This window comes from Actinokineospora sp. NPDC051303 (assembly GCF_055586285.1).
Genome location: NZ_JBVJIN010000001.1, coordinates 163,721 through 186,777 on the forward strand (window position 1 = coordinate 163,721; position 23,057 = coordinate 186,777).

The 23,057-nt window shown below is 73.1% G+C and carries 18 protein-coding genes and 1 pseudogene; 13 read left to right on the plus strand and 6 right to left on the minus strand.

Features of this window, described 5'->3' with window-relative positions; translation table 11 throughout:
* The first annotated feature begins 283 nt into the window (after positions 1–283).
* From ACZ6SD_RS00805 to ACZ6SD_RS00865, 13 genes and pseudogenes are all read left to right on the plus strand, one after another.
* Positions 284–1,873, plus strand: coding sequence for a phage tail sheath family protein (locus ACZ6SD_RS00805; protein WP_465314785.1), 1,590 nt, complete (start codon positions 284–286; stop codon positions 1,871–1,873).
* Between the two features lie 31 nt (positions 1,874–1,904).
* Positions 1,905–2,336: a phage tail protein gene (locus ACZ6SD_RS00810; protein WP_465314786.1), complete on the plus strand. Its 432-nt coding sequence runs from the start codon at positions 1,905–1,907 to the stop codon at positions 2,334–2,336.
* Positions 2,333–2,689, plus strand: coding sequence for a hypothetical protein (locus ACZ6SD_RS00815; RefSeq protein ID WP_465314787.1), 357 nt, complete (start codon positions 2,333–2,335; stop codon positions 2,687–2,689). The genes ACZ6SD_RS00810 and ACZ6SD_RS00815 overlap by 4 nt, the downstream gene beginning before the upstream one ends.
* A gap of 17 nt (positions 2,690–2,706) precedes the next feature.
* A pseudogene (locus ACZ6SD_RS00820) lies at positions 2,707–2,859 on the plus strand (DUF6760 family protein); the annotation flags it as partial.
* Positions 2,849–3,328 (plus strand): phage tail protein, encoded by a 480-nt coding sequence (locus ACZ6SD_RS00825; protein WP_465314788.1) that lies wholly within the window; start codon positions 2,849–2,851, stop codon positions 3,326–3,328. The pseudogene ACZ6SD_RS00820 and the gene ACZ6SD_RS00825, both read left to right, overlap by 11 nt.
* Positions 3,329–4,565: 1,237 nt before the next feature.
* Complete coding sequence (locus ACZ6SD_RS00830; protein WP_465314789.1) at positions 4,566–5,312, plus strand: eCIS core domain-containing protein; 747 nt, start codon at positions 4,566–4,568, stop codon at positions 5,310–5,312.
* Entirely contained in the window at positions 5,313–5,999 is a 687-nt protein-coding gene (locus ACZ6SD_RS00835; protein WP_465314790.1) for a CIS tube protein, read from the plus strand.
* Complete coding sequence (locus ACZ6SD_RS00840) at positions 5,996–7,651, plus strand: VgrG-related protein (RefSeq protein ID WP_465314791.1); 1,656 nt, start codon at positions 5,996–5,998, stop codon at positions 7,649–7,651. The genes ACZ6SD_RS00835 and ACZ6SD_RS00840 overlap by 4 nt, the downstream gene beginning before the upstream one ends.
* Before the next feature lie 16 nt (positions 7,652–7,667).
* Entirely contained in the window at positions 7,668–8,057 is a 390-nt protein-coding gene (locus ACZ6SD_RS00845) for a PAAR domain-containing protein (RefSeq protein WP_465314792.1), read from the plus strand.
* Between the two features lie 5 nt (positions 8,058–8,062).
* The gene (locus tag ACZ6SD_RS00850; protein ID WP_465314793.1) at positions 8,063–8,473 is read left to right on the plus strand and encodes a GPW/gp25 family protein; all 411 of its coding nucleotides are present in this window, start codon (positions 8,063–8,065) and stop codon (positions 8,471–8,473) included.
* A 70-nt stretch (positions 8,474–8,543) separates the two neighbouring features.
* Positions 8,544–10,505 (plus strand): putative baseplate assembly protein, encoded by a 1,962-nt coding sequence (locus ACZ6SD_RS00855; RefSeq protein WP_465314794.1) that lies wholly within the window; start codon positions 8,544–8,546, stop codon positions 10,503–10,505.
* Positions 10,502–11,056, plus strand: coding sequence for a phage tail protein (locus ACZ6SD_RS00860; RefSeq protein ID WP_465314795.1), 555 nt, complete (start codon positions 10,502–10,504; stop codon positions 11,054–11,056). The genes ACZ6SD_RS00855 and ACZ6SD_RS00860 overlap by 4 nt, the downstream gene beginning before the upstream one ends.
* Positions 11,053–11,514, plus strand: coding sequence for a zinc ribbon domain-containing protein (locus tag ACZ6SD_RS00865; RefSeq protein ID WP_465314796.1), 462 nt, complete (start codon positions 11,053–11,055; stop codon positions 11,512–11,514). The genes ACZ6SD_RS00860 and ACZ6SD_RS00865 overlap by 4 nt, the downstream gene beginning before the upstream one ends.
* Positions 11,515–11,524: 10 nt before the next feature.
* On the opposite strand, the gene ACZ6SD_RS00870 is transcribed toward ACZ6SD_RS00865, so the two are convergent.
* The 6 genes from ACZ6SD_RS00870 to ACZ6SD_RS00895 are packed head-to-tail and all read right to left on the minus strand — an operon-like array spanning position 11,525 to position 23,057.
* Positions 11,525–13,012, minus strand: a complete 1,488-nt coding sequence (locus tag ACZ6SD_RS00870) for an eCIS core domain-containing protein (protein WP_465314797.1) — start codon at positions 13,010–13,012, stop codon at positions 11,525–11,527.
* 4 nt (positions 13,013–13,016) lie between these two features.
* The gene (locus ACZ6SD_RS00875; RefSeq protein WP_465314798.1) at positions 13,017–14,327 is read right to left on the minus strand and encodes a COG1470 family protein; all 1,311 of its coding nucleotides are present in this window, start codon (positions 14,325–14,327) and stop codon (positions 13,017–13,019) included.
* A gap of 29 nt (positions 14,328–14,356) precedes the next feature.
* Complete coding sequence (locus ACZ6SD_RS00880; RefSeq protein WP_465314799.1) at positions 14,357–16,708, minus strand: PKD domain-containing protein; 2,352 nt, start codon at positions 16,706–16,708, stop codon at positions 14,357–14,359.
* Positions 16,705–19,056, minus strand: a complete 2,352-nt coding sequence (locus ACZ6SD_RS00885) for a PASTA domain-containing protein (protein ID WP_465314800.1) — start codon at positions 19,054–19,056, stop codon at positions 16,705–16,707. The genes ACZ6SD_RS00880 and ACZ6SD_RS00885 overlap by 4 nt, the downstream gene beginning before the upstream one ends.
* A gap of 3 nt (positions 19,057–19,059) precedes the next feature.
* On the minus strand, positions 19,060–21,915 hold the full coding sequence (locus tag ACZ6SD_RS00890; RefSeq protein ID WP_465314801.1) for a transglutaminase TgpA family protein: 2,856 nt from the start codon (positions 21,913–21,915) through the stop codon (positions 19,060–19,062).
* Positions 21,912–23,057, minus strand: coding sequence for a DUF58 domain-containing protein (locus ACZ6SD_RS00895; protein ID WP_465314802.1), 1,146 nt, complete (start codon positions 23,055–23,057; stop codon positions 21,912–21,914). The genes ACZ6SD_RS00890 and ACZ6SD_RS00895 overlap by 4 nt, the downstream gene beginning before the upstream one ends.

A 23,057-nucleotide genomic window follows, 5' to 3' on the forward strand; every position in this document is an offset into this window, starting at 1 on the left:
AGGGGCGGGAGACAGGGCGGTACCCGAACGTGCGAACCGTGGGGGAGGTCCGTGCAAAACGCTAGGCCGAATGGGGGAAGGGGGGTGCGCCGCTTCCGGCCGGGGAAAGAGACCGTTGTGGGGACGGTCCAGAGTGGGCACTATTACGCCCATCCAAGCCCGGGGGATGGTTGACCGCACATCTTGTCCGCGCCCGTAGCGGCGCGGGTCGTTGGTGCGATCACCATGGCGAAGGTCTGGCGATCAGCGGCCGTGGCACGCGGCCAAGGCGAAGGAGCGGTGAATGGCGGCGACCTACGGCGCGCCCGGGGTATACGTCGAGGAACAGCCCAGCGGCTCCATGCCGTTGCAGGGGGTGAGCACCGCGGTCGCGGCGTTCATCGGCTTCACCGCGACCTACAACCCGGACGAGGGGGACCCGGTCGACCCGACCGGCACCCGGCCCCAGCTGATCACCAGCTGGCCGCAGTACGAGCGGGTCTTCGGCGGGTTCGCGCCCGGCATCCTGCTGCCGTTCGCGGTGCGCGGGTTCTTCGAGAACGGCGGCGGCGTCTGCTACGTCGTGCGCATCCCGCGCCCCGACGGCGCGACCACGGCGCGGCGGGTGCTAGCGGCCGCGGGCAACGCCGAGTTGGAGGCGCTGACCGTCGAGGCGCTCGAAGGCGTCTCCTGCGAGGTGCAGATCGACCCGGGCGCCACCGAGGAGGGCCAGGAGCCCAGCCAGGAGTTCGCCCTGCGGGTGATCGTCGACGGCAAGGTCGTCGAGGACTACCCCGGCGTCAGCGTCGGCCGCGGGCAGCGCGGCGTCGAGCGGGTCGTCAACGAGCGCTCGAAGCTGATCCGCGTCGAGGTCCGCAACACCCCCGGGGTGTCGCTGGCCGGGCGGACGCCAGCGCCGGGCCGCTACGCCATCGAGCCGGTGCCCGCCGTGTCCGGCGCGGTCGTGCCCGCCGACCTGGAGGGCTCCGAGACCGAGCGCACCGGTTACCAGGGTCTCGCGATCGCCGAGGACGTCTCCATGGTGGCGATCCCCGACCTGATCACCGTCGCGACCAACGCGGACGGCTCGTTCGACCGCGATCTCTACCTCGCCGCGCAGGGCCGCCTGGTCGACTGGTGCGAGCGCAGCCGGACGAAGATGGCCATTTTGGACGCCCCGCCCGGACTGGGCGCCCAGGGTGCGCTGGACTGGCGCAACGACCTCGCCCGCGACAGCGCGTTCGGCGCGGCCTACTACCCGCACCTGGTCGTGGCCAACCCGCTCGCCCGCCCCGGCGCGACCGCGGCGGACAAGTTCGTCACCGTCCCGCCCAGTGGCCACGTCGCGGGCGTGTGGGCGCGCACCGACGCCGCGCGCGGCGTGTGGAAGGCCCCGGCCAACGAGGTGTGCCGGGGCATCGTCCGGCTGGCCGCCGACGTCACCACCGGCGAGCAGGACCTGCTCAACCCGGCCCAGGTCAACTGCATCCGCTCCTTCGGCGCCAACGGTTTGCGGATCTGGGGCGCGCGGACCCTGGCCGCCTCCGACCAGAGCTGGCGCTACATCAACGTCCGGCGGCTGTTCATCTTCATCGAGGAGAGCATCCGGCGCGGCACCCAGTGGGTGGTGTTCGAGCCGAACAACTCCGACCTGTGGGCCCGGGTGCGCCGCACCGTCGGCGCGTTCCTGCACCAGTTGTGGATGCAGGGCGCGCTTGTCGGCAACACCCCAGAGCAGGCGTTCTTCGTGGCGTGCAACGAGTCGAACAACCCGGCGTCCTCAGTGGACGACGGCAAGTTGATCGTCGATGTGGGACTCGCCCCGGTGAAGCCCGCCGAGTTCGTGATCTTCCGCATCAGCCAGTGGCAGGGCGGCGCGGAGACCGCGGAGTGAGTAAGACCCAAGGGACTGTGAGGAGAGCCGCATGCCGGATTTGACGACCACCGCCGTCTTCGTGCTGGAGATCGACAGCGTGGAGATCGGCAGCTTCCGCAAGGTCTCGGGCATCGAGTCCGAGACCGAGGTCATCGAGTTCAAGGAGGTGAACAAGGAGGGCCGCACGATCATCCGCAAGCAGCCCGGCAACATGAAGTGGTCGGACATCACGCTGGAGCGCCGCATCGATAACACCCAGAAGCTGTGGGAGTGGCGCAAAGAGGTGATCGACGGCGATATCGACAAGGCGCGCAGGCACGGCTCCATCGTCGCCAAGAACTCGAAGATGGAAGAGGTCGGCCGGTGGAACTTCACCAACGGCTGGCCCTCCAAGTGGAGCGGAGCCGACTTCGACGCTGGCGCCAACGACGTCGCGACCGAGAAGGTCGTCATCACGCATGAGGGACTTGTCCGGGCATGAGTCTTAGCACTGAATATCCGTTCACGCTGCCCAAGGGGTATGTGGACGACGAGGGCACGCTGCACCGCGAAGGCGTGATGCGCCTGGCGTGCGCGCGTGACGAGATCGAACCCCTGCGCGACGCGCGGGTGAAGGACAACGAGGCGTACGCGACGGTGATCGTCCTCGCCCGGGTGATCACCGAACTCGGCACGGTCGGCCGGGTGACGACCAAGGTCGTCGAGGGCCTGTTCGCTGGCGATTACCAGTACCTGCAAGACCTGTACCGGATCATCAACTTCGGCGACCCTGGCCTGCTGGACACCGTGGAGCCGGGCACCCCTTTTCCGCGGGAGGTCGTCGGGGTGGACTAGGCCGGTACGCCGCCGACGCGCTGTGGCGGGAGATCGCGTACCTGGCCTACCACCTGCACTGGGGGATGGACGACCTGCTCGACCTCGAACACGGCGACCGGGTCAGGCTGCTGGAGGAGGTCGGGATGTTGAACGAGCGGTTCATGCGGGGGATCGACGGTGACGACTAGTCCGAGCAGGCCCGCGCGCACCGTCGACCCGCCGTTCGCCGGGCGGTTCAAGCTGATCATCGACGGGGTCGAGATCGGCGCGTTCACCGAGATCTCCGGGCTCTCGGTGCAGATCGACGTCGAGGAACTGGCCGAGGGCGGGCAGAACCAGCACACGCACAAGCTGCCCGGCCGGATGAAGTGGCCCAACCTCGTCCTCAAGCGCGGGATCACCGACACCGACAGCCTGTTCGCCTGGTTCGCCCGCTGCTCCGGCGACGGCCTCGCCGCCGCGGACGACAAGGTGGAGCGGCGGCACGGCTCGGTGTCGCTGCTCGACGCCAAGGGCAAGGAGGTCCGCAAGTGGAACTTCGCGGACGCCTTCCCGGTGAAGTGGAGCGGGCCTCGGCTGGCCGCCTCGTCGCGCGACCTGGCCGTCGAGGAACTGGAGGTGTGCCACAGTGGCTTCAAACCCGAGAAGGCCAAGTAGGCGCCGCGGCCTGATCGCCGCGGCCCGCTCGCTGGCGCCCGCGTTCCGCCGCGGACCGGTGGTCGCGGGCCCGAGCGTGCGCGACCTGCCGGTGCGCGCCCCGTGGTGGCGGGTCGCGATCCAACGCCTCGCAGACGGTCTGGGCTTTCGCCGGACGTCCGCCGCCGTGCCGGAGGCGGCCGGTGGGGGGTCGGCGAGCAGGCAGGCGAGCCTGGTGCGGGTGGGCAAGCCGTTGGGGGACACCGCGCGGAACAGGCCGCTCGGTCGGGCGGCCACGCCGCCACTGGTCTCCGTGGCCAGAACGGCGGCGGGCGCACGCGTGCCTGCCCTGGGCGGTGTGGCGGGCCGAGCGTCGGCAAGCAGGACAACGGCTCGCGGCGCGTCGGCGACTGGCGTGGTGGCGGGCGGGATGTCTGCGGGCGCGGTGGTGGCGGGCGGCGCGTCGGTCGCGAGGATGATGCTGGGGCGGGCGTCTGCCGGTGGGGCGGCGGGTGGCTCGGCTGGAATGGCGCAGCGTCGGGCATCGGCTTCCGGCGGGCCGGTGGGCCGTGGTTCGGCGGGATCGTTGACAGGCGGGGCGTTCGCAGGCGGGGGGCCGGTGGGACGTGGTTCGGCTGGACTGTTGGCAGGTGGGGCGTCCGCTGGCGGGCTGTCGGTAGGTAGTGGTTCGGCTGGAACGTTGGCCCGCGGGAAGTCCGCTGGGCCGGTGGTGCGTAGGTCTACTGGAACGTCGGCAGGCGGCGGGTTTGCTGGCGAGGGGCCGGCGGGCGGTGGCTTGGCTGGAACGTTGGCAGGTGGGTTCGCTGGTGGGGTGCCTGCGGGTGCTGGATCGTTGGTGGGTGGGGCATCCGCTGGCGGGGGGCCGGTGGGCGTTGGCTTGGTGGGCGGGCTGTCGGCTGGTGGTGCGTTGCCGGGCGGGGGAGTGTCGGTAAGCCGGGCGGCGCTGGGCAGGGCGGCGCGTCGAGTTTCGGCGCGCGGAGTGTTCGCGGGCGGGTCGTCCGAAGGCCACCTTCGGGATAGCGCGGGTATCGCTGGGGCTGCTCGACAGGCCACTAGTCCGGTTCGCGCGGGGGTGGTGGGGCGTGGGGCGGTCCAGCGCCAAGTCTCTGGTGGCTCGGACGCGTCTGTCCTTAGTGGACAAGCTATCTCCACGCGGACGGCGGAGCAGCGGTGGCGGGCGGCCGTCGCCTCGGTTCCGCTTGAGGCGCCGCAACGGTTCCCGGCCGCGCTGACGCCCTTGGTCCGCCGCTACGCGGGCAACGCCGAACGCCCCTCGTACACCACCGGACCGCGGACCCGGCGCGCGCTGGCGGAGGCGGGCGCGCTCGGCGCGACGACCGGGACGGTGGTGCACCTGCCCGAGGCGCCCAGCACCCGGCCGTCGGTGCTCGGGGTGCTCGCCCACGAGCTGACCCACACCCGCCAGCCGGTCACCCGGCCGCGGTTCCTGCTGCGCGCATCGACCGGCGCGGTCGACTCCGACGAGCACGCCGCGCGGACGGCGCAGGCCGCGAGCGTGCGGCGGCTGCCGGACGACCCGACCGGCCCGCTGAGCACGGCGGCCAGCGCGGTCGACCGCCTCCCAGTCGGCGGCGCGGGGGCCGCGGGCGTGCTGGCGGCCGCGGCGAGTGCCGCGCGGGCCGCGGTCGCGGACACCCTCGAATCCCTGCCCGGCGGCGGCGCGGCGTTCTCCGCCGCCCAGTCCGCGCTTACCGGCGGTGCGGGCCAGGTGCTCAGCCAGATATCCGGCGCCGCCGGGATGGTGGGCAACACGGTCCAGGGACAAAGCGTGCCCCCGGTCCCAGGCGCTGTGGTCGACCAGGTGAGCGCGGCGGGCCAGCAGGTCGTCGGGCAGGCGGGCGCGGCGCTCGCCGGGGCCGGGCAGGCCGCCGGGATCGATCTCGACAAGCTCACCCGGGATCTGGAGCAGCGGCTGCTGCGCCAGCTCGAACGCCGGGGCGGACGCTATGCGGGGGTGTTCTAGATGTCGGCTCCGGTCAAGGCGCTGCTGCTCATCGAAGGCGACGAGAACAACCCGATCACCTGCATGTTCAACCCGTCCGAGCTGACCATCAGCAAGTCGAACAGCTGGAACGCAGGCGAGGCCAAGGGAAAGAACGCCCCCGAGCTGCGGTTCCAGGCCGGGCAACCCGCGACCCTGACGATGAGCATGACCTTCGACACGACCCGCGACGGCAAACCGGTCACCGAGTACACCGACCGGCTGCTCAAGGTGATGAAGGTCGACCCGACGCTGCCGGGGTCCGACAGCGCCAGCAACTCCGCGCGCCCGCCGTGGGTGCAGTTCCGCTGGGGTGACACGTCCTCGTTCAAGGCCGTGCTGGAGCGCCTGCAGATCCGCTTCACCTACTTCGCCGCCAGCGGGAAACCGTTGCGCGCCAAGGCGGATCTCTCCCTCAAGCAGTGGCAGGACGAGGAGCTGCTGCCGCTGCAGAACCCGACGTCGTCCACGCCCGCCCTGCACACCGTGCACCAGGTGCGCCCTGGCGAGACCCTGGACCGGCTCGCCGCCCGCTACTACGCCGACCCGACCCGCTGGCGGCAGATCGCGGAGGCCAACGACATCCTCGACCCGCTGGACCTGCCGGACGGGGCCATCGTGGTCATCCCGGAGCCCGCGGTCCGCGGCCGAGGGAACGTGGTCACGTGACCGACCCGCGCCGCCTCGATGGCGCCATCCTCACTGTCGACGGCTCGCCGCTGCGCACCGAGCTGTACGGGCGGCTGACCCTGGTGCACGTCGAGGAGTCCGTGCAGCTGCCCGACTCCTTCGAGGTGCGCTTCGACGACCCGCACTTCGAGTTGTTCGACGAGGACCGGTTCAAGTTCGGCACCCGGCTGGAGATCGCGTTCCGCGCCGAGGGCGACCCGGTGGTGGTCACCTCCGGGGAGGTCACCGCGATCGCCGTCGAGCCGGGGGTTTCCGGCAGGCACGAACTGGTGATCACCGGGCTCGACCTGACCCACCGGATGGCGCGCGGGGCGAAGACGCGCACCTTCACCAACATGACCGACGGCGACATCGCCCGCCGGATCTCGGGCGAGTACGGGCTGGAGCCCGACATCGACGCCACCAGCGAGGTCCGCGAGCACACCATGCAGCACGGCGAGACCGATTACGCGTTCCTGCGTCGGATCGCGGGCCGGATCGGGTTCGACTTCTGGATCACCGAGCAGACCTTCCACTTCAAGCGCAAGCCCGGCGGGCGGGGGCAGCCGCCGACCCTGACCTGGGGGCAGAACCTGCGCGAGTTCGACGTGCGGTTCTCTTCCGCCGAGGCGTGCGACGAGGTCGTGGTGACCGCGTGGGACCCGGTCGACAAGCGGGCCATCACCGGCCGCGCCGACACCCCCGACCACGGCACGGACGCGCCCGCCGCGGCCGAGATGGCGAGCGCGGCGCGGCGGGGCTTCGGCCGGGTCACCCGCACCGCGGGCCAGTTCCCGGCGGCCAGCCAGGCCGAGGCCGACGCGCAGGCGCGGGCGCTGCTGCTCAAGGCGTCCGGGGGGATGGTGGTGCTGCGCGGCGAGGCGGCGGGCAACCCGTGGCTGGGGGCGGGCAACGAGGTCCGGCTCGACCGGGTGGGCCGCAGGCTCGCGGGCAAGTACCGGCTGACCAGCGTCGAGCACCGCTACGGCGCCAACACCCCTTATGTGACCCGGTTCGTCGCGGGCGGCAAGGACGCCGACGGCCTCGTGGACCTGCTCGGCGGCGGGGGAGCGGACCGCGCCCGGGAGAACCGGGCGTGGGGGAGCCTGGTCATCGGCCTGGTGACCAACAACGACGACCCCGAGGGCCAGGCCCGGGTCAAGGTCAAGTTCCCGACGCTGTCCGACGACGAGAGCACCTGGGCCAGGGTCGCCGCCCCCGGCGCGGGCGCGGAGCGCGGCGTGCAGTGGCTGCCCGAGGTCGGTGACGAGGTGCTGGTCGGCTTTGAGAACGACGACAAGGCGCGGCCGATCGTGCTTGGCGGATTGTGGGGGCGGCAGGACAAGCCGCCGGAGTCGTCGTCCACACAGGACGGAAAGGTGAACCAGCGGGTCTTCGCGACCCGTAAGAACCACCGCCTGGTGTTCACCGACGACCCGGAAACCTCGATCGAACTCAAGCTCGGCGACGCGGATTGCCTGCTGCGCCTGGCCGAGTCGGAGTCGGCGCTGGCGGGCGTGCGCAAACTTGTGCTCAGCGCGGAGGAAATCGAGATTTCCGCGGAGCGCAAGCTGGTGCTCAAGGCGCAGCAGATCGATATCACCGCGGACGCGGGCCTCACCGCGTCCGGCAAGCCCATCAAGCTCAACTGAGAAGGCCGGATACGCCATGGCGCAGCCCGTCGCCCGACAGAACGACCCGGTCAACGGGACTGACATGCACCTGGTGGTGACCGCCTCCGGCGCGCCCGCCACGGTGCCGCTGCCGTTCGCGGGCAAGCTCATGTCGGCGTTGTCCGCCGACGTGTTCGTCAACGGCCTGCCGGTCGCCACCACCGACAGTGTGGCGCAGAACCTGCCGCCGCATCTGCCGCCGCCGGGTGCGTCGTTCTCCAAGCCGCCGTCGAACTCCGGGACGGTGCTCATGGGTTCGGCAACGGTTTTGGTCAACGGCAAGGGAATCGCGCGCGTCGGGGACCAGGTCAAGTCCTGCAACGACCCGGTCGACCTGCCGACCTCGGCCATCTCGTCCGGCTCGACCGACGTGCTGGCCGGGTGAGGGCGGTGACGCGGCCTGGCGACATGATCGGCACGGGGTGGAGTTTCCCGGTGCGGCTCACCCCCGGCGGCGGTGTGCGGCTCATCAGCGGCGGCGAGGAAATCGACGCGGCGCTGCGGATGATCCTGGCGACCGCGCCCGGCGAGCGGGTGATGCGACCCGACTTCGGTTGCGCCATGTGGGAACTGGTCTTCGCCCCGGTCAACGCCGACACGCTCGGGCTCATCGAGCAGCGGGTGCGCGAGGCGGTGGCCCGCTGGGAGCCGCGCGTGGAACTGGTGAATGTCTCCGCCCGGCCAGGCCAAGACGACTCGGTCGTCCACATCGACATCGCCTACCGGGTGAAGGCGACCAACGACCACCGCAACCTGGTGCACCCGTTCTACGTCATCCCGCGGGAGGAACCTGCTCCATGAGCGAGCTTGCGAGCGAATCATTGACACAGTGCGCAGGCACGCGAGGCCACCGAACAGGTGAGGTGGCCCGATGAGCCTGCCTGCGCCTAATCTCGACGACCGCCGCTTCCAAGACATCGTGGACGAGGCCAAACGTCGGATCACCACGTACTGTCCAGAGTGGACGGACCACAACGTCTCCGACCCCGGCGTCGCGCTGATCGAGCTGTTCGCCTGGATGACCGAGATGATCCTCTACCGGCTCAACCAGGTGCCCGACCGGCTGTATGTGAAGTTCCTCGAACTGGTCGGCATCGAACTCGCCTCGGCCTCGCCCGCGCGCACCGACCTGCTGTTCACCCTCGCCGCCCCGCCCGAGCAGCCGATCCGGGTGCCCGCGGGCACCCAGGTCGGCACGGTCCGCGCCCGCGACGAGGACCAGATCGTCTTCATGACCGACCGCGACCTGCTGTTGGTCAACCCGACGCTGACCGCGTGCCAGTCGAGCACCGGCGGGCGGTTCACCGACCACACCGACGAACTCGGCCTCGACGCGGCCCAGATCCCGGTGTTCCCGGCGCTGGTTCCCGGCGACGCGCTCTACCTCGGCTTCGACACCGGCATGGCGGGCAACCTGATCCGGCTCGACATCGCGGTGGCTGGCGCGGCTGGCCGCGGCATCGACCCGCGCAACCCGCCGCGGCGCTGGCAGAGTTGGGACGGGCGCGGCTGGCGGGACGCGACGATCCTGTCCGACACCAGCGACGGCTTCAACACCTCCGGCGAGGTCACGATCCTGCTCGTCGGCAGGCACGAGCAGTTGGCCATCGGCGCGATCCGCGCGCACTGGGTGCGGTGCGTGCTGGTCGAGCCGGACGACGGCCGCACCTACGACACGTCTCCGATGGTCGCGCGGGTCGCGGTGGCCGGTCTCGGCGGCGCGGTGCCCGCCCACCACGCCGAGCCCGCCCCGCGCGAACTGCTCGGCGTGAGCACCGGCCGGGCCGGGCAGGTGTTCGTGTGCAAGCGCGCGCCGGTCTTGCCGCGCCGCCGCGGCGAGACGATCGAGGTCGTGCGCACGCGCCGCGACCCGGGCCAGGACCCCGCGCCCGAGGTCTGGACCGAGGTCGCCGACTTCACCGACGCCGAGCCGGACGACCGGGTGTTCACCTGGTCCGGCGCGACCGGCGAGATCCGCTTCGGTCCCCGGGTGATCGGCCGCGACGGCCGCGCCCGCGACTACGGCGCCGTTCCCGAGGAAGAGGCCCAGATTTGGGTCACCGGCTACCGCTACGGCGGTGGCATCCGAGGCAACGTCGGCGCGGGCAAGCTGACCGTGCTGCTCAGCGCCATTCAGTCGGTCGACTCGGTGCGCAACCTGGAGCCCGCGACCGGGGGTGTGGACGCGGAGTCGGTGCACAACGCGAAGATCCGCGGCCCGCTGTACTTGCGCGGCGGCCACCGCGCGGTCACCGCGAAGGACTTCGAGCGGCTGACCCTGGCCGCGGCGCCCGGGGTGGCGCGGGCGCGGTGCGTGCCGCCGACCGCCGCGGGCGAGCCGGTGCGGGTGCTGGTGGTGCCCCGGGTCGACACCGCCCCGGAGGCGCTGCGGCTGTCGGACCTGGTATTGAAGCAGAATCTGGTCGACCAGATCAAGGTGTACCTCGACGACCGGCGGCTGCTGACCGCGCAGGCGCGCATCGATGTGCCGTCGTACCAAGGGATCACCGTCGTCGCGGAGGTCCACGCCGCGCCGACCGTCCGGCCGGAGACGGTCCGGGCGGACGCGGAGTCCGCGCTGTACCGGTTTCTGAACCCGGTGACCGGCGGCCCGGACGGCCAGGGCTGGCCGTTCGGGTTCGACCTGTCGATCGGCGACGTCTTCTCGGTGCTGCGCGGCGTCGCCGGGATCGAGCGGGCCGAGACGGTGCACCTGTTCCTCGCCGACCTCGTCGGGCAGCGCGAGCCGGAACCCGTGTCGCGGCAACGGGTCTCGCTCAACCCGGACGAGCTGTTCATGTCCGTGGCGCACCGGGTGGTGGTGCGGCAGTGACCGGCGACCCGGCGCGCGACGGCGGCTGGCTGCTCGCCCAGCTCCCGGCCGAACTCGGCCGGGACGAGGTGGTGGCCGGGTTCGTGCGGGCGTTCGAGGAGATCGCCGACTCGGTGCGCGACCAGATCGATGACATCGAGCACGAGCTCGACGTCAACCTGGCCTCCCCGGAGATGCTGAGCTACCTGGCGTCCTGGGTCGGCCTCGACGTCGACGTCTCCCGGATCTCCTCCGACGACCCGAACACCCGCGCCGCCCAGCGCCGCATGATCAAGTCGGTGGGCCAGGCGCTGGTGTGGCGCGGCACCCGGCGCGGCGTGGAGACCCTGCTGGAGGCCCTGACCGACAGCCGGGTCGACGTCTTCGACTCCGGCGGCGTGTTCGGGCCGGGGGAGGCCGCGCCCCGGGCCTCGGACGTCGTGGTGGTCGAGCTGGACCACACCGGCCTGCTGACCCGGGAGCAGGTGTTGGCGTTCCTGGCCGACGAACTCCCGGTCGGCGTCCGCGTCGACCTCCGCGTCCGGTCCGAACAGGACGGTGACCGCCGATGACCTGCCCCGAATGCGGAAGACCGGTCCCGCGCGCCGGAATGCCGCTGTGCCCGCACTGCGGCTACCCTCTGCTGCTCGACCGCCCACCCCCCGCGGACGACTCGGCCCGCAAGATCGTCCGCAAGCCCATGGCGGACCCGACGCCCCCGGCGCGGGCCATGCCCGCGGGCGGCCCGCCCCGCTTCCCGTCCGGCCCCATCGGCCCGCCACCGCCGGTCATGCGAGTCCACGGCCCACACTGCGTCTCGTGCGGCCGCGCCAACCCACCGCACCGCAAGCGCTGCGAGTCCTGCGCCCAGGAACTCTGGCCCGGCGCGGCTTTCCCGGCCCGGGTCGCCCCACCCGCGCCGCCGCCCGTGGTGGCGGTCCGGCCCCGGCGGTCGTGGTGGTGGCTCGTGGTGGTCCTGCTTACCGCGGTCGCGGTTGGCGCGGTCTGGCTGCTCGCCACGTTGCTCTGATCGCGTCCGGTCACCGCAGGGTCGGCGGAAACTCCTGTTGGGACTGTCTGTTGTAGACGATCGAGCGGGCGAGGTCGGCCGGGTCCTCGACCACGACGCCCGCGAACGGCGCCGTTGACCCGGTCGCGGCGGCGTACATGGCGCGGGCGAACGTGGTGCAGTTGTAGGTGTAGAGGTTGTACCGGTCCCGCGCGTGCGCCGCGGCGTAGGCCAGGGCGGCGGCGAGTTCCGTGCGGGTCACCATGGTCGAGTGCCGCTGTTCGGCGCGGTGCGCGGTGTCCGGGTGCATCAGGTGGCCCGCCACCGATCCGCCGCTGATCAGCGCGCCCTCGACCCCGGAACTGCCGTAGGCGCCCGGTCCGGCCCCGGAACTGCTGATCGGCGCGTTCGACCCCGCGGGCCAGAAGCCGTAGGAGTCATGGGAGCCGTCCGGGTAGTCGATCTCGATCCAGGTGTGCCCGATGCCCTCGGTCTCGACGCTGATGGTCAGGGTGATGTCCCGGGGTTCCGGCCCGGCGGGGGTCGGCGGCACCGCCACGGCGGCGCCGCCATCGGCCGCGGGCAGCGGCTCCAGGGTCAGTACCACCGCCCGGTTGGCCGCCCGGTCGGTGGCGGAGTCGTTGCCCGTGAGGAAACGCGCGCCCTCGGCGGGCGCGGCCGGGGCCGTCGCCTGCTCGGGCATCCCGGCCGCGACCAGGAAGACCCGGACCGCGTCGGCCCGGTGGGCGCGCAGCGCCTGGTTGGCGTCCGCGTCGCCAACGGCGTCGGTGTAGCCGAGCACTGTGACTACCCGCGCCCGCGCGCCCAGCGCCTCGCCGCGCAGCAGGTGGGTGAGCAGATCGCGGTGGGCGGGCTTGAGTTCGGCCGAGCCGACGCCGAACCCGGCGAGCACGACCAGGCTGGGCGGCAGCGGACCCGGCGGGTAGCGGACCGCCGCGCCGGGTGAAGCGGCCGCCGCCGCGCGCTCGGTGTCCTCGTAGCCCGGCAGCGGAACCCGGTGAACCGCGCCGGATCGCGCCTGCCCGACCGTCGTTGCTTGGTCGGCCGACAGCAAGTCCGCCACCCGGTCCGCTTCGCGCTCGGCGGGTGAGTCGATCGCGCCGACGACCAGGTCCGGCGCGGGTGCGGCCGGGTTCTGCAGTGTGTGCGCGACCTCGTGGGCCAGCAGGTGGAACCCGGTCGGGGAGTCCGGGTCGTACTGGCCCGCGCCGAAGTAGATGTCCGAGCCGACGGTGAACGCTCGTGCGCCCAGGTCCGCCGACATCGATGCGGCCGCGGCGTCGGTGTGCAGGCGGACCGAGGTCAGCGGGACGCCCAGGCCCGCCTCCAGCCGTGCCAGCGCCGCGCCTGGGATCGGGCTGCCCCCGGCGCCGCCGCGCAGCAGTCGCGCGATGGCCTGGTTTCCCGCGGCGGACAGCGCTGGCGCGGTGTCGGTCGACTCCTGCGCGCCGAGCACGGCGCCGTCCGGCGTGGGGGAGCGGCGGATGCGGCGGCGCACGGGCTCAGGCCGGGATCAGCGCGACGGACTTGATCACGGTGAACACCTTCTGCGTCGGATCGGCTGGCCCGAAGGTGATCGACTTGACCGGCGCGCCCGCCGGGGCCTCGTAAGGCAGTTGCGTGACGGCGTTCGGCGCCGGGGTGTGCCGCTGTTCCTCGACCTTGCCGTCAGCCAGGAGAACGCTGAGGACGTACTCGCCGCCGGTGCCGATCACGCTGAGGTTGAGCTGCCGCACCGGCGCGGCGAACTCCATCCGCACCGGCATGGTGTTGCACTTGTCCGCGCCCGCGGGCCGCGCGCTGGTGAGGAAACCGCCGAAGACACCGGTCGTGCGCAGCGCCGGGACGGTCGCGTCCTTGCAGTTCGGCGGCGCCTTCTCGACCACTGTGGACAGTTGGACGCCCTTGGCCGCGTACAGGTCGCCCTCGATGACGCGGTCGCCGACCGGCTGGTTGTCGGGCAGCCTACTGAAGTCCACAATGGACGAACCGGTCAGCGGCGCGGCCGTGGACGACGACGGCGGCGGCGTGGTCGGCGCGGGCGCGGCGCTGGACTGCGTCGCGCCCAACGGCTGCGGCGGGGGATCGGTCTTGAGCAGCAGCGCGCCCACGACCGCCGCGCCCGCGAGGACCGCTACCCCCGCCACCATCCCGCCGACCTTGAGCAGCCCGGCCGCCACCCTGGGGCGTTGCAGGAACGTCGCCTGCCGCTCCACGGTGACCTCGCCCGCGTGCGCGCGCAGGGTGATCGCCCGCCGCGCCTCCTGCCCGCTGAACGGCGCGTTCGCCCGCACCCGCGCCCGCACCCCGGCCGCCGTGCCCGGTTCCAGCAGGAGCTGCGCGGGCTCGAACTCGAACCCCACCCGGTTCTCCGGGTCGCCGCCCGCGAGGGTCACCGCCATCGGCGTGTTGCCCTCGTTGGTGAGCGTCACCGAGTACAGCCCCGACGCGCCGCCGGTCACCACCTCCGGCTGCACGCCCATGCCCAGCACCGGCGCCGCCCGCACCGCCAGCGGCAACTCCTCGCACCGCGACACGTCCCGCTGGTACGGCGACCGCACAAGCACCCCGAGCGTGTAGAGCCCGGCGACAAGCATTCCGCGCTCCGGCACGGTGATACGCAGCCGGACGACGCCGATCTCCTTGGGCCGCAGCTTCACCACGGCGGGCTCGCACTGGTAGAGGTCGTCCCTGGGCAGCCCGACCACCGTCGCGGCGAAATGCTCCACGACCGGACTGGCGTTCTGGATCGACACCTCGACCTCGCCCGTCTCACCCGGCCCCAGCATCAGCTGGGGTGGGGTGACGGTCACTTGCACCAGGGTCGCCAAAGAACTTCCTCCTAGCGCCAGAACTCAAGTTCGTCGCCCGCGCCGACGAAACACTGCCGGGTGAACCGATTGGCGAGCCAGGCACCGCGGAAGGCGTTGGCCTCGGTAGCGGTCTCCAAGAGCACGTGACCGCTTGCCCGCACCGAGAACCCACCGGGGATCTCGGCGACGGTCAGCGTCGCGCGATCGTAGGCGACACAGCGCTCCAACGGCACCGGGCCGGGATCGCCGATCCCGCCCTGCCAGTAGTTCGTGACTGTCCGCGCGGTGCCCGGGCGGGAGATGAAGCACTGGAAGGTGTAGCGGCTCGCGACCGCCAGTCCTGCCTCGGCGTCGGCGCGTGTGCTGAAGGACAGCATCGAGTGGTTGCCGCTGTCGATGAGCACGAAGCTCGACGGCCCGTTCTCCTGGATGGTCAGTCGGTTCGGGTCGTGGCCGTTGCAGTCCTCGGGCGCGGCCTGGCCGAACCGGACCGTGACGGTGGTGTCGGCGCTCACGGTCAGCCCGCACGGCGCGCCGAAACCTCCGCACGCGCCGCCCCACACCGCGAAGCCGCCCGCCGGGGTGGCGGTGAGGGTGAGGGTGGCGCCGCGTCGGACGTCGACGTCGCACTGCGGCGGGCAGGCGATCCCGGCCGAGGAGACCGCGCCCGCGCCGGTGATCCTGATCGCCAACCGGACGGTGGGCGCATTCGTGATCTCCACGCTCACCGCGGTCGTCGCGGTCTGGCCATCGTCCATCGTGGCTTGCACCGACACCTGATACGTCTTGGCGGCCGACCACGAGTGCGTGACGGTGGCGCCGTCGCCGGTCGTGGTGTCGCCGAAGTCCCAGCGCGCCTCGGCCGGTGTTTCCCCCTTGATCGTGGCGACCCGCAGAGTGACGGGCTCGCCGACCTCGGCCGTCGCCTTCGACAGCGTCACCCGCAGCACGGGCTTCTCCGGCGGCGGGGGTTGCGACGACGGCGGCGGTGACGAAGAGGGCGGTGACGAAGAGGGCGGCGGGGTTCCCGGAGCCGTGGTGTTCCCGGGCGTGCTTGGCGGGGGTGGCTGCGGGTTCGTCGTCGCGGGGGTGCTGGGCCGCGACGGCGGCGGCCGCTGACCGCTGGTGGGCGGGTTCTGTGTGTTCGGTGGGGCTGATGTGCGGGTGGTTGACGGCGGGGGAGCCGACGACGAAGCAGGCGTTGACGGCGGTGGGGTGTTCGGGTTGGTCGCGCTGGTCGGCTGGGCTGAGGTGCGCAGGCCCTTGTCCGGGTCGGCCGGGTCGTATTTGGCGGCCGGGCGGACGCTGCCGTCGAGGCGGAGCACGCCCGCGCGCTCGGAGTCGGGGTCGTTGTAGAAGACCACGCCGTCGCGGGCGAGCAGCTGGAAGTGCGCGGGCGGGGACATGACCGGCTGCGACGCGCGCACCTGGCCGCCCGCCAGGTCCACGATCCAGACCTGCCCGGTGCGGAAGTCCGGCACCAGCACGTGGTCGCCGACCTCGACCGGAGAGCCGAGCTCGCCCTGCGCGCCCAGCGGCACCACCCGGTCGCAGTTGGCCGCGCCCAGGTCGCACACGATCAGCACACCGCGCGAGGAGACCGCGTACAGCCGCGCCTCGTGCGGGGACGCGCTGACCGCGACGGCGTCCTCCGGCCGCAAGTCGATGGCGACCGAGGCGAGCGCGGCGCCCGAGTCGGGGTCGAGCGGGACGACCGTGCGGCTGCCGGTGTCGACCAGCACCGGCTGGTCGTCGGCCAGGGTCAGCAGGCCGAGGCCGGGCTGGCTCGCGCCGCGCCGGGTCTCGCGCTTGCCGTCGGTGACCCAGGTCAGGTCGCCGGTGGCGCTGTCCACGACCCACAGCCGTCCCGCACTGTCCACAGTGGCCCCACCGGCTTCCAGTCGCGCGGCCAGCGACAGCGGCGGACCCTGGGCGGCGAGCGTCCGACCGTCCGCCGAGGCCAGCACACCGCGCTCGGTGTCGAGGGCGTGCACGACGTCCTCGCCCGCGAACGCGGTCAGCCCGGCGCGCGCGTCCAGGATCGGCGCGGCGGGCTCCGACGCCTCGAAGGTGGCGCCGTCGACGCGGCGGATCGTGCCGGTGCTGCGGTTCACCGCGTAGGCGGTGGTGCCGTGCTGCACCACGTCCACCGCGTCCCCCGGCGCGGCGATCCGGACCTGGGCGGCGACCTCCGCCGACGACCCGTCGAGCAGGGTGACCTGGCCGATCTGCGCCGAGGCCAGCCACGCCGACCCGGACAGCAGGCGCACCTCGTCGGTGGGATGGGCGTTGGTCGCCCCCCACAGCATCGCGCCGACCGCCGCCGCCGCGCCGAAGGCGAGCGACCCGGCCTGCCAGTGGCGGCGTCTCATCCCCGTCATCTCCCCAGGGTCGGATCGATCCAACAAGCCCAGTCCTGCGTGGCCGTGGCCCCCGCCTCCGCCCGCAGCCGCACGCCGGTGGCCCCGACGTACGGGGTCAGGTCGACGTCGATCGAGCCCAAGATGCCGTCCGGCCCGATGTTGCGCTCGCGGTGGACCTCGATCACCCCGCCGCCGGGCATCACGACGCTGACCACGAACACGACGTCCCCGTTGGACGGCGGTGGCTGCGGTTCCAGCAGGCCGATCCGGCTGCGGAAGTGGTCGCCCGCGATCACCGGGGCGGGCAGCGTGAAGGTGCCCTGGATGAACCCGGAGTCGACCCACTCCGGGTGCGTCTCCAGGTAGTAGTACCGCTGCTTGTCCTCCATGTTCCAGTTGCGGTTACCGCTGTAGGCGTAACCGCGGGAATCGCCGCGCGCGCCGAACGGCGCGGCGTCGCCCGACCCGGTGGTCCACTGGACACCGGGGGCCGCCGCGATGAAGTCGAACGGCGCGCGCGGCCCGGTCGAGACGGTCACCGCGACCGTCGTGCGGGGCGCGACGCTCGTGCCGCCCGCGGGGGACTGGCTGATGACCTGCCCGGCGGGAACGGTGTTGCTCGCGACCCGGGTGAAGTCGGGCAGCAGGTTCGCGTCCGAGATCGCCCGGGACGCGGTGTTCTCGGTCTGCCCCACGACATCCGGGACGGTCACCGATGGCGGGTCGGTCACCCGCACGCTCACCGAGGTCGTCGCCTGCCGCCCGTCCGCCATCGTCGCCACGACGCCGACCTGGTAGGTCCGCACGGCCGCCCAGCGGTGCGTCACGCTCACCGCGTCCGCCGTCGAGCCGTCGCCGAAGTCCCAGCGCGCGCTCGCGGGCACCTCGCCGGAGGCGGTGTCCACCCGCAGCGTCGCGTCCTCGTTGACGACCGGGGTCGCCGTGGACAGCGTGATCCGCAGGACCGGCTCGGCGGGCGGCGGGGTGGTCGTCGTCGTGGCCGAAGGGGTCGGCGCCGAGGTGGAGGGCGCGGTGGTGACTGGCGGCGGGTTCATGGGCGGCGGCGCGGCGGGCCCGGTCCGCGTCGGGGTCGACGGCCGCTGGCTGGTCGGCGCGGCCCCGGTCGGCCGCGTCGGCGCGGAAGACTGGGTGGGCGCGGAAGTCTGCGTGGGCGGCTGTGTCGCGGGCGGCTGCTGTGGCGCGCTGGGCACTGGCGGGGTGTCCAGGCCCTTGTCCGGGTCGGCCGGGTCGTACTTGGCGGCCGGGCGGACGCTGCCGTCGAGGCGGAGCACGCCCGCGCGCTCGGAGTCGGGGTCGTTGTAGAAGACCACGCCGTCGCGGGTGATGAGCTGGAACTGGCCGGGCGGGGTCAGCACCGGCTGCGAGGGCAGCACCCGGTTGTCGGTCAGGTCCACGATCCAGACCCGGCCGGTCGTGTAGTCCGGCACCAGCACGTGGTGGCCGATCTCCACGGCCGCGCCGAGGTCGGCCTCGGCCGAGCTCAGCGGGACCGCGGTGGCGCAGTCGCCCGCGCCCGACATCTCGCAGACGGTCAGCACGCCGCGCGCGGTGACCAGGTACAGGCGGTCGCCGTGCGGTGAGCCGCTGATCGCCACCTCGTCGTCGGGCCGCAGGTCGAGGGCGAGAGCGGTGCCGGGCTCGCCGGTCTCCCGGTCGAGCGGGGTCGCGGTGCGCGCCCCGGTGTCGACCAGCACCACGGTGTCGCCGACCAGGGTCAGCTTGCCGCGCCCGGCCTGGCTGGCCTGCCGGACGGTGGTGCGCTGCCCGCCCGCGATCCGGCTCACGTCGCCGGTGCTGTCGTCGACCACCCACAGCGTGCCGGAACCGTCCAAAGTGGCCCCGCCGTCGGCCAGCCGCGCCGACAGCGGCAGCGGCTGCCCGAGCGGGGCCAGCGACGAGGCGTCCATCGCGGCGAGCACGCCCCGGTCGGTGTCGAGCGCGTAGAGGGCGTCGGTCCCGGCGAACGCCCGCAGCCCCGCGCGCGCGTCCGGGATCGGGGACACGGGCGCGGACAGGGTGAACGTGGCGCCGTCGATCCGGGTCACGACACCGCTGTCCCGGTTGACCGAGAACGCGGTGGAGCCCTGCTGCACCACGTCGATCGGGTCGCCCGCCCGCGCGACCCGGACCTGCGCGGCGACCTCGGCCGACGAGCCGTCGAGCAGCGTCACCTGGCCGACCTGGGCCGAGGCGAGCCAGGCCGCGCCGGGCAGCAGCCGCACATCCTGGGCGGGGTGGCCGTTGCCCGCGCCGACGAACAGCAGCACGCCCAGGACGGCGCCCGCGCCGATGGCGAGCGCGAGCGCGGCACGGCGGGATCTTCGGGTCGGCGGGCCAGTGCGCATGGGTCAGCCCCTCGTCAGGTGGTCGAGCGCCCGCCGCCGACGCCTGCCGTCGCGGCGGGCGGCGTAGAGCGGGCTCGGATCGAACCAGGCCAGGACGCGCTGGAAGGTTCCCCGCGTGCCCCGCAACTCGCGCCGGACGCGGGCGTTGAGGCTCCACGCCTGCGCGACGGTGCTTTCCTCCGGCTCGTTCGGGTCGTACGCCGCCGCCGTCGCCAGCGGGGCCAGCAGCGCCAGCGACCCGGCGCCCTCGCCCAATCGGGCCCTGGCCTGCTCAGCGGTCTCGGCGGCCGTCCACGCCGCGGACACCCGCAGACCGCACTCGATCAGCCGGTCCAGCGTGTCGTTCCACGCGCCGATCACCCGGGCGGCCCGGCTGCCGGTGCGCCTGCGCCGAGTCCGCAGAACCTTCGCCACCCGCACGCCGACGACGGCCGACACCAGCAGCACGCCCAGCCCGATCAGCACCCACAGCGCCCAGTCGAGGACCCCGGGCGCGCCCGCGTCCAGCCGGGGCAGGTTCGGGTCCTCGGTCGCCTGCGACGCGGTCTGCTGCTCGTCGGGGATGTCCTCCTCGGGCGCGGTGTCGGTCTTGGGCCGCTCCTGCACCACCCCGGGCCTGCGCTGCGGGTCGGTCGGCTCGAACGCGACCCAGCCGTGGCCGCCGAGCAGGACCTCGGGCCAGGCGTGCGCGTCCCCGGAGGTGACCTTGTATGTGTCGCCCTCCAGCCGCTCGGGCAGCAGCCGGTAGCCCACCACGACCCGCGTCGGGAACCCCTGGGAGCGCGCGAGAACGGCGAAGGCGGCGGCGAACTGCTCGGCGTAGCCGACCTGGTCGGCCTGGTTCGCGCCGAACAGCCTGCGCAGCGCGTCGTAGGAGTGCCCCGGCCGCGCGTCCAAGTTGTACGGCATGGTGCGCAGGAAATCCTGAATCGCCAACAACTTCGCGTACGGCTGGTCGACCGCGCCCGCGAGCTGCACGCCCTTGAGCTGCACCTCGGCGGGCAGCCCCGGCGGCAGCGCGGTGTCCTGCGCGTCGGCCACCACCGGCACGGCCTTGTCCAGCCCGTCGGGGGAGCCGAGATCGGCCACCACGTCGTAGCGCAGGCCGGTCAGGTCCGGGACGTCGGTCACGACCACCCCGGATTCGGCGCTGAACCCGAAGCGGGGCGCGGAAACCCGCACCGGGGCGCCGAACGCGGGCAGGTACGGGCCGGTGAGCCCGTCGATCTCCACCGTCGCCGTCACCCGGCGCGGCGCGACCAGCGACTCGTCGGCGGGCAGCGTGCCGCCCGCGAGGAGGAACTTGTCGGTCGATGACCAGATGGCGCCGTCGTAGGCGTCCAGGGCCGAGGTCCGCACCCGGTCGATCGCCTTCGGGTCGCCCTGCACGCGCAGGGTGAACAGCTCCTGGTCCGGCTCTCGGAGCTGGCTCTTGAGCGTCGCCAGCGGCGAGATGCTGTCGGACACGTCGAGTCGCAGCGGCACCAGCGCGCGCGGGTCGAACCGGTCGGTCCCGGTCGCCACCGGGACGAAGTGCGTGGCCGCGAGCCCCACCGCCGTGGCGACCACGACGATGGGCAGGCCGAACAGCAGCCTGCTGACCGCGCTGCGGGCGATGATCTTCGGTGTGCGCGGGTCGGCGGCGCTGGCCCGGGCCAGCACGAGCAGCGCCAGTTCGCCGAGCACGACCCCGACCAGCAGCAGCCCTGGCACCGGGCGGCTCGCCGTCATGGCCACGCCAACGGCGTAGGCGAGCAGCAGCGGCAGCGCCGGGGCGAGCGCGACCCGGGTCCGCATGGCCAGGCCGACCGCCACGGCGGTCGCGACCCAGGTGACCAGCGCCGGGGTGATCACCAACTCGCCGGTCGGGTCGGCGGGCACGGTGACGCTGAGCATCCGGGACCAGCCGCTGGACAGGCCCGCGCCCAGGCCGGTGATGGTGTCCAGCGACGGCACGCCCCGGCTCAGCGTCTCGCGGAACACCACGAACACCGAGACGAGCAGGAACCCGACCAGCGACAGTCCCGTGGTGGCGAGCGCGCCCCACCGGCGCAGCGCGGCGACCGCGGCCGTCACCGCGGCCAGTCCGGCGGCGGCCCCGGTCGCGATGAGGAAGCCGGGCCCGCTGTAGTACCGCAGATACGCCAAGCTCGCCGTCGCCGCGGTGACCGCGATCAGCAGAACCTGCGCCGAGGCGGCGAACCCGTTGGGCCCGTTGCGTTCCGGCCGCTCACGCGGCGACGCCTGCGGCGGCTGGGCCGGACGCTGCGGCGTCGGCTGGCGCCGGTAGGGCTGCTGAACGTTCTGGTGCTGCTGGTAGGCCGGTGGTCCCTGCGGCGCGCCGGGCGTCCCGCTCGGCTGCGCACCGGGCCATGGCGCGGTCGCCGGACTAGCCGACGGCGGCCCGGAAAACCGCCCCGGAGCACCGAACCCGCCCGGCGTCGGCCCGGAAAAGCCTCCTTGGGTTGGCGGCGCGGCGAATCCACCCGGCGGCGACGGCTGTCCGGAGAACTGACCTGGGGTCGGCGCGGCGAACCCGCCCGGCGGCGACGGCGGCCCGGGGAACTGTCCTCGCGTTGGCGGCGCGGCGAATCCGCCTTGCGATGGCGGGCCGGAGAACTGGCCCTGGGCAGACGGCGCGGGGAACCCGCCCGCAGGCGATGGAGAGCCCTGGGCCGGTGGCGTGGGGAAACCGCCTTGCGGCCCGGAGAACTGGCCCGGGGACGGTGGCGCGGCGGGGAACCGGCCTTCGGGCGAAGACGGGGGCGAAGCGGTGAACTGCCCCTGCGGCGCCGGTCCCGGGGGGACCGAGCCGTTGCCTCTCGCGGGAACCGGCCCGCCGCCGGAGCCGGGCGTCATGTGCGCACCAGCGAGTTCCAGGCGCCCGCGAACTCGTCCAGGGTGCGCGCGGTCAGCGACACCACCCCGTGCAGCGACGCGGGCGGGGCGTTGTACTGGTCGATGAACTGGACCATGCTCACCATCAGGAAATGCCGCCGCACGGCGGGAAGGACGCCGAGCAGCGCCACATCGGGCTGCCCGGTGACCACGCCGAGCGCGACGCGGTCGTCAGTGGACACCATCGCGGGCAGCGCCGCCAGGCCCCGGTCGTCCGAGGACGGCTCGGCCGAGGCGAGCAGGTCCAGCGCCGCCACCGCGCCCTCGCCGCCGCGTTCGGAGACCATCGCCGCGCCCGCGGTGGTGCGCAGCTCCAACGGGAAGCCGCCGCGGATCGCCGCGATCGCCAGCGACGCCGCCGCGCTCACCGCGTGCTCGAAGGACCGCTCGGTGTAGGCCGCGGCGCTGGTGTCGAGCACCACCATCATCCTCGGCTCGTTCGGGACCACGTTGTGCCGCACCATCAGCTCGCCGGTGCGGGCGCTGGACTTCCAGTGGATCAGCCGCCAGTCGTCGCCGAACTCGTACTCGCGCAGGCTGTGGAACGCCACGCCGCCCTGCGGGGCGTAGCTGGAGGTCGGGCCGTCCATGTCCCGGGTCTGCCCGGTCGGGACGGGCTCGACGGCCATGGTGCGCGGGTGGACGTACAACGTGGAGTACGTCGAATACGTGCGGCCGACGGCGAGCAGCCGCAGCGGGTCACTGTGCCCGATCGTCAGCGGGCCCACCTGGTAGATCCCGCGCCGCCGCGTCGGCAGGCGGTAGTGCGCGGTGTAGGACTTGCCCGCGCCCAGGCTCGGCACCGGGACCTGGACCGGCCTGCCGGTGATCGCCTCCGCGGCCATGATCGGCGGGCTGCGCCTGCGGCCCTCGTTGGTCAGCGTGACCACGCCGAACGCCTCTTCGCCCTCGGTCACCCGGTCCGGCTTGATCTCCCGCACCGCGGACAGGTCCGGGCGCAGCAGCATCCAGAACCCGGCCATCAGCAGCGCGGCCAGCGCGGCGAAGCCGAACGCGACCAGCTCCGGGTAGTCGCTCAGCCAGCCCAGCGCCAGCAGCGCGACCGCGCTGACCGCGACCGCGATCCCGGACTTCGTCGGCAT

Bases quoted from the DNA above. Each gene is read 5' to 3' on its own strand.
- ACZ6SD_RS00845 (WP_465314792.1), top strand. From the start codon at position 7,668: ATGGCGCAGCCCGTCGCCCGACAGAACGACCCGGTCAACGGGACTGAC.
- ACZ6SD_RS00810 (WP_465314786.1), top strand. From the start codon at position 1,905: ATGCCGGATTTGACGACCACCGCCGTCTTCGTGCTGGAGATCGACAGC.
- ACZ6SD_RS00805 (WP_465314785.1), top strand. From the start codon at position 284: ATGGCGGCGACCTACGGCGCGCCCGGGGTATACGTCGAGGAACAGCCC.
- ACZ6SD_RS00885 (WP_465314800.1), bottom strand. From the start codon at position 19,056: ATGCGCACTGGCCCGCCGACCCGAAGATCCCGCCGTGCCGCGCTCGCG.
- ACZ6SD_RS00880 (WP_465314799.1), bottom strand. From the start codon at position 16,708: ATGACGGGGATGAGACGCCGCCACTGGCAGGCCGGGTCGCTCGCCTTC.
- ACZ6SD_RS00835 (WP_465314790.1), top strand. From the start codon at position 5,313: ATGTCGGCTCCGGTCAAGGCGCTGCTGCTCATCGAAGGCGACGAGAAC.
- ACZ6SD_RS00855 (WP_465314794.1), top strand. From the start codon at position 8,544: ATGAGCCTGCCTGCGCCTAATCTCGACGACCGCCGCTTCCAAGACATC.
- ACZ6SD_RS00865 (WP_465314796.1), top strand. From the start codon at position 11,053: ATGACCTGCCCCGAATGCGGAAGACCGGTCCCGCGCGCCGGAATGCCG.
- ACZ6SD_RS00890 (WP_465314801.1), bottom strand. From the start codon at position 21,915: ATGACGCCCGGCTCCGGCGGCGGGCCGGTTCCCGCGAGAGGCAACGGC.
- ACZ6SD_RS00895 (WP_465314802.1), bottom strand. From the start codon at position 23,057: ATGCCGACGAAGTCCGGGATCGCGGTCGCGGTCAGCGCGGTCGCGCTG.
- ACZ6SD_RS00815 (WP_465314787.1), top strand. From the start codon at position 2,333: ATGAGTCTTAGCACTGAATATCCGTTCACGCTGCCCAAGGGGTATGTG.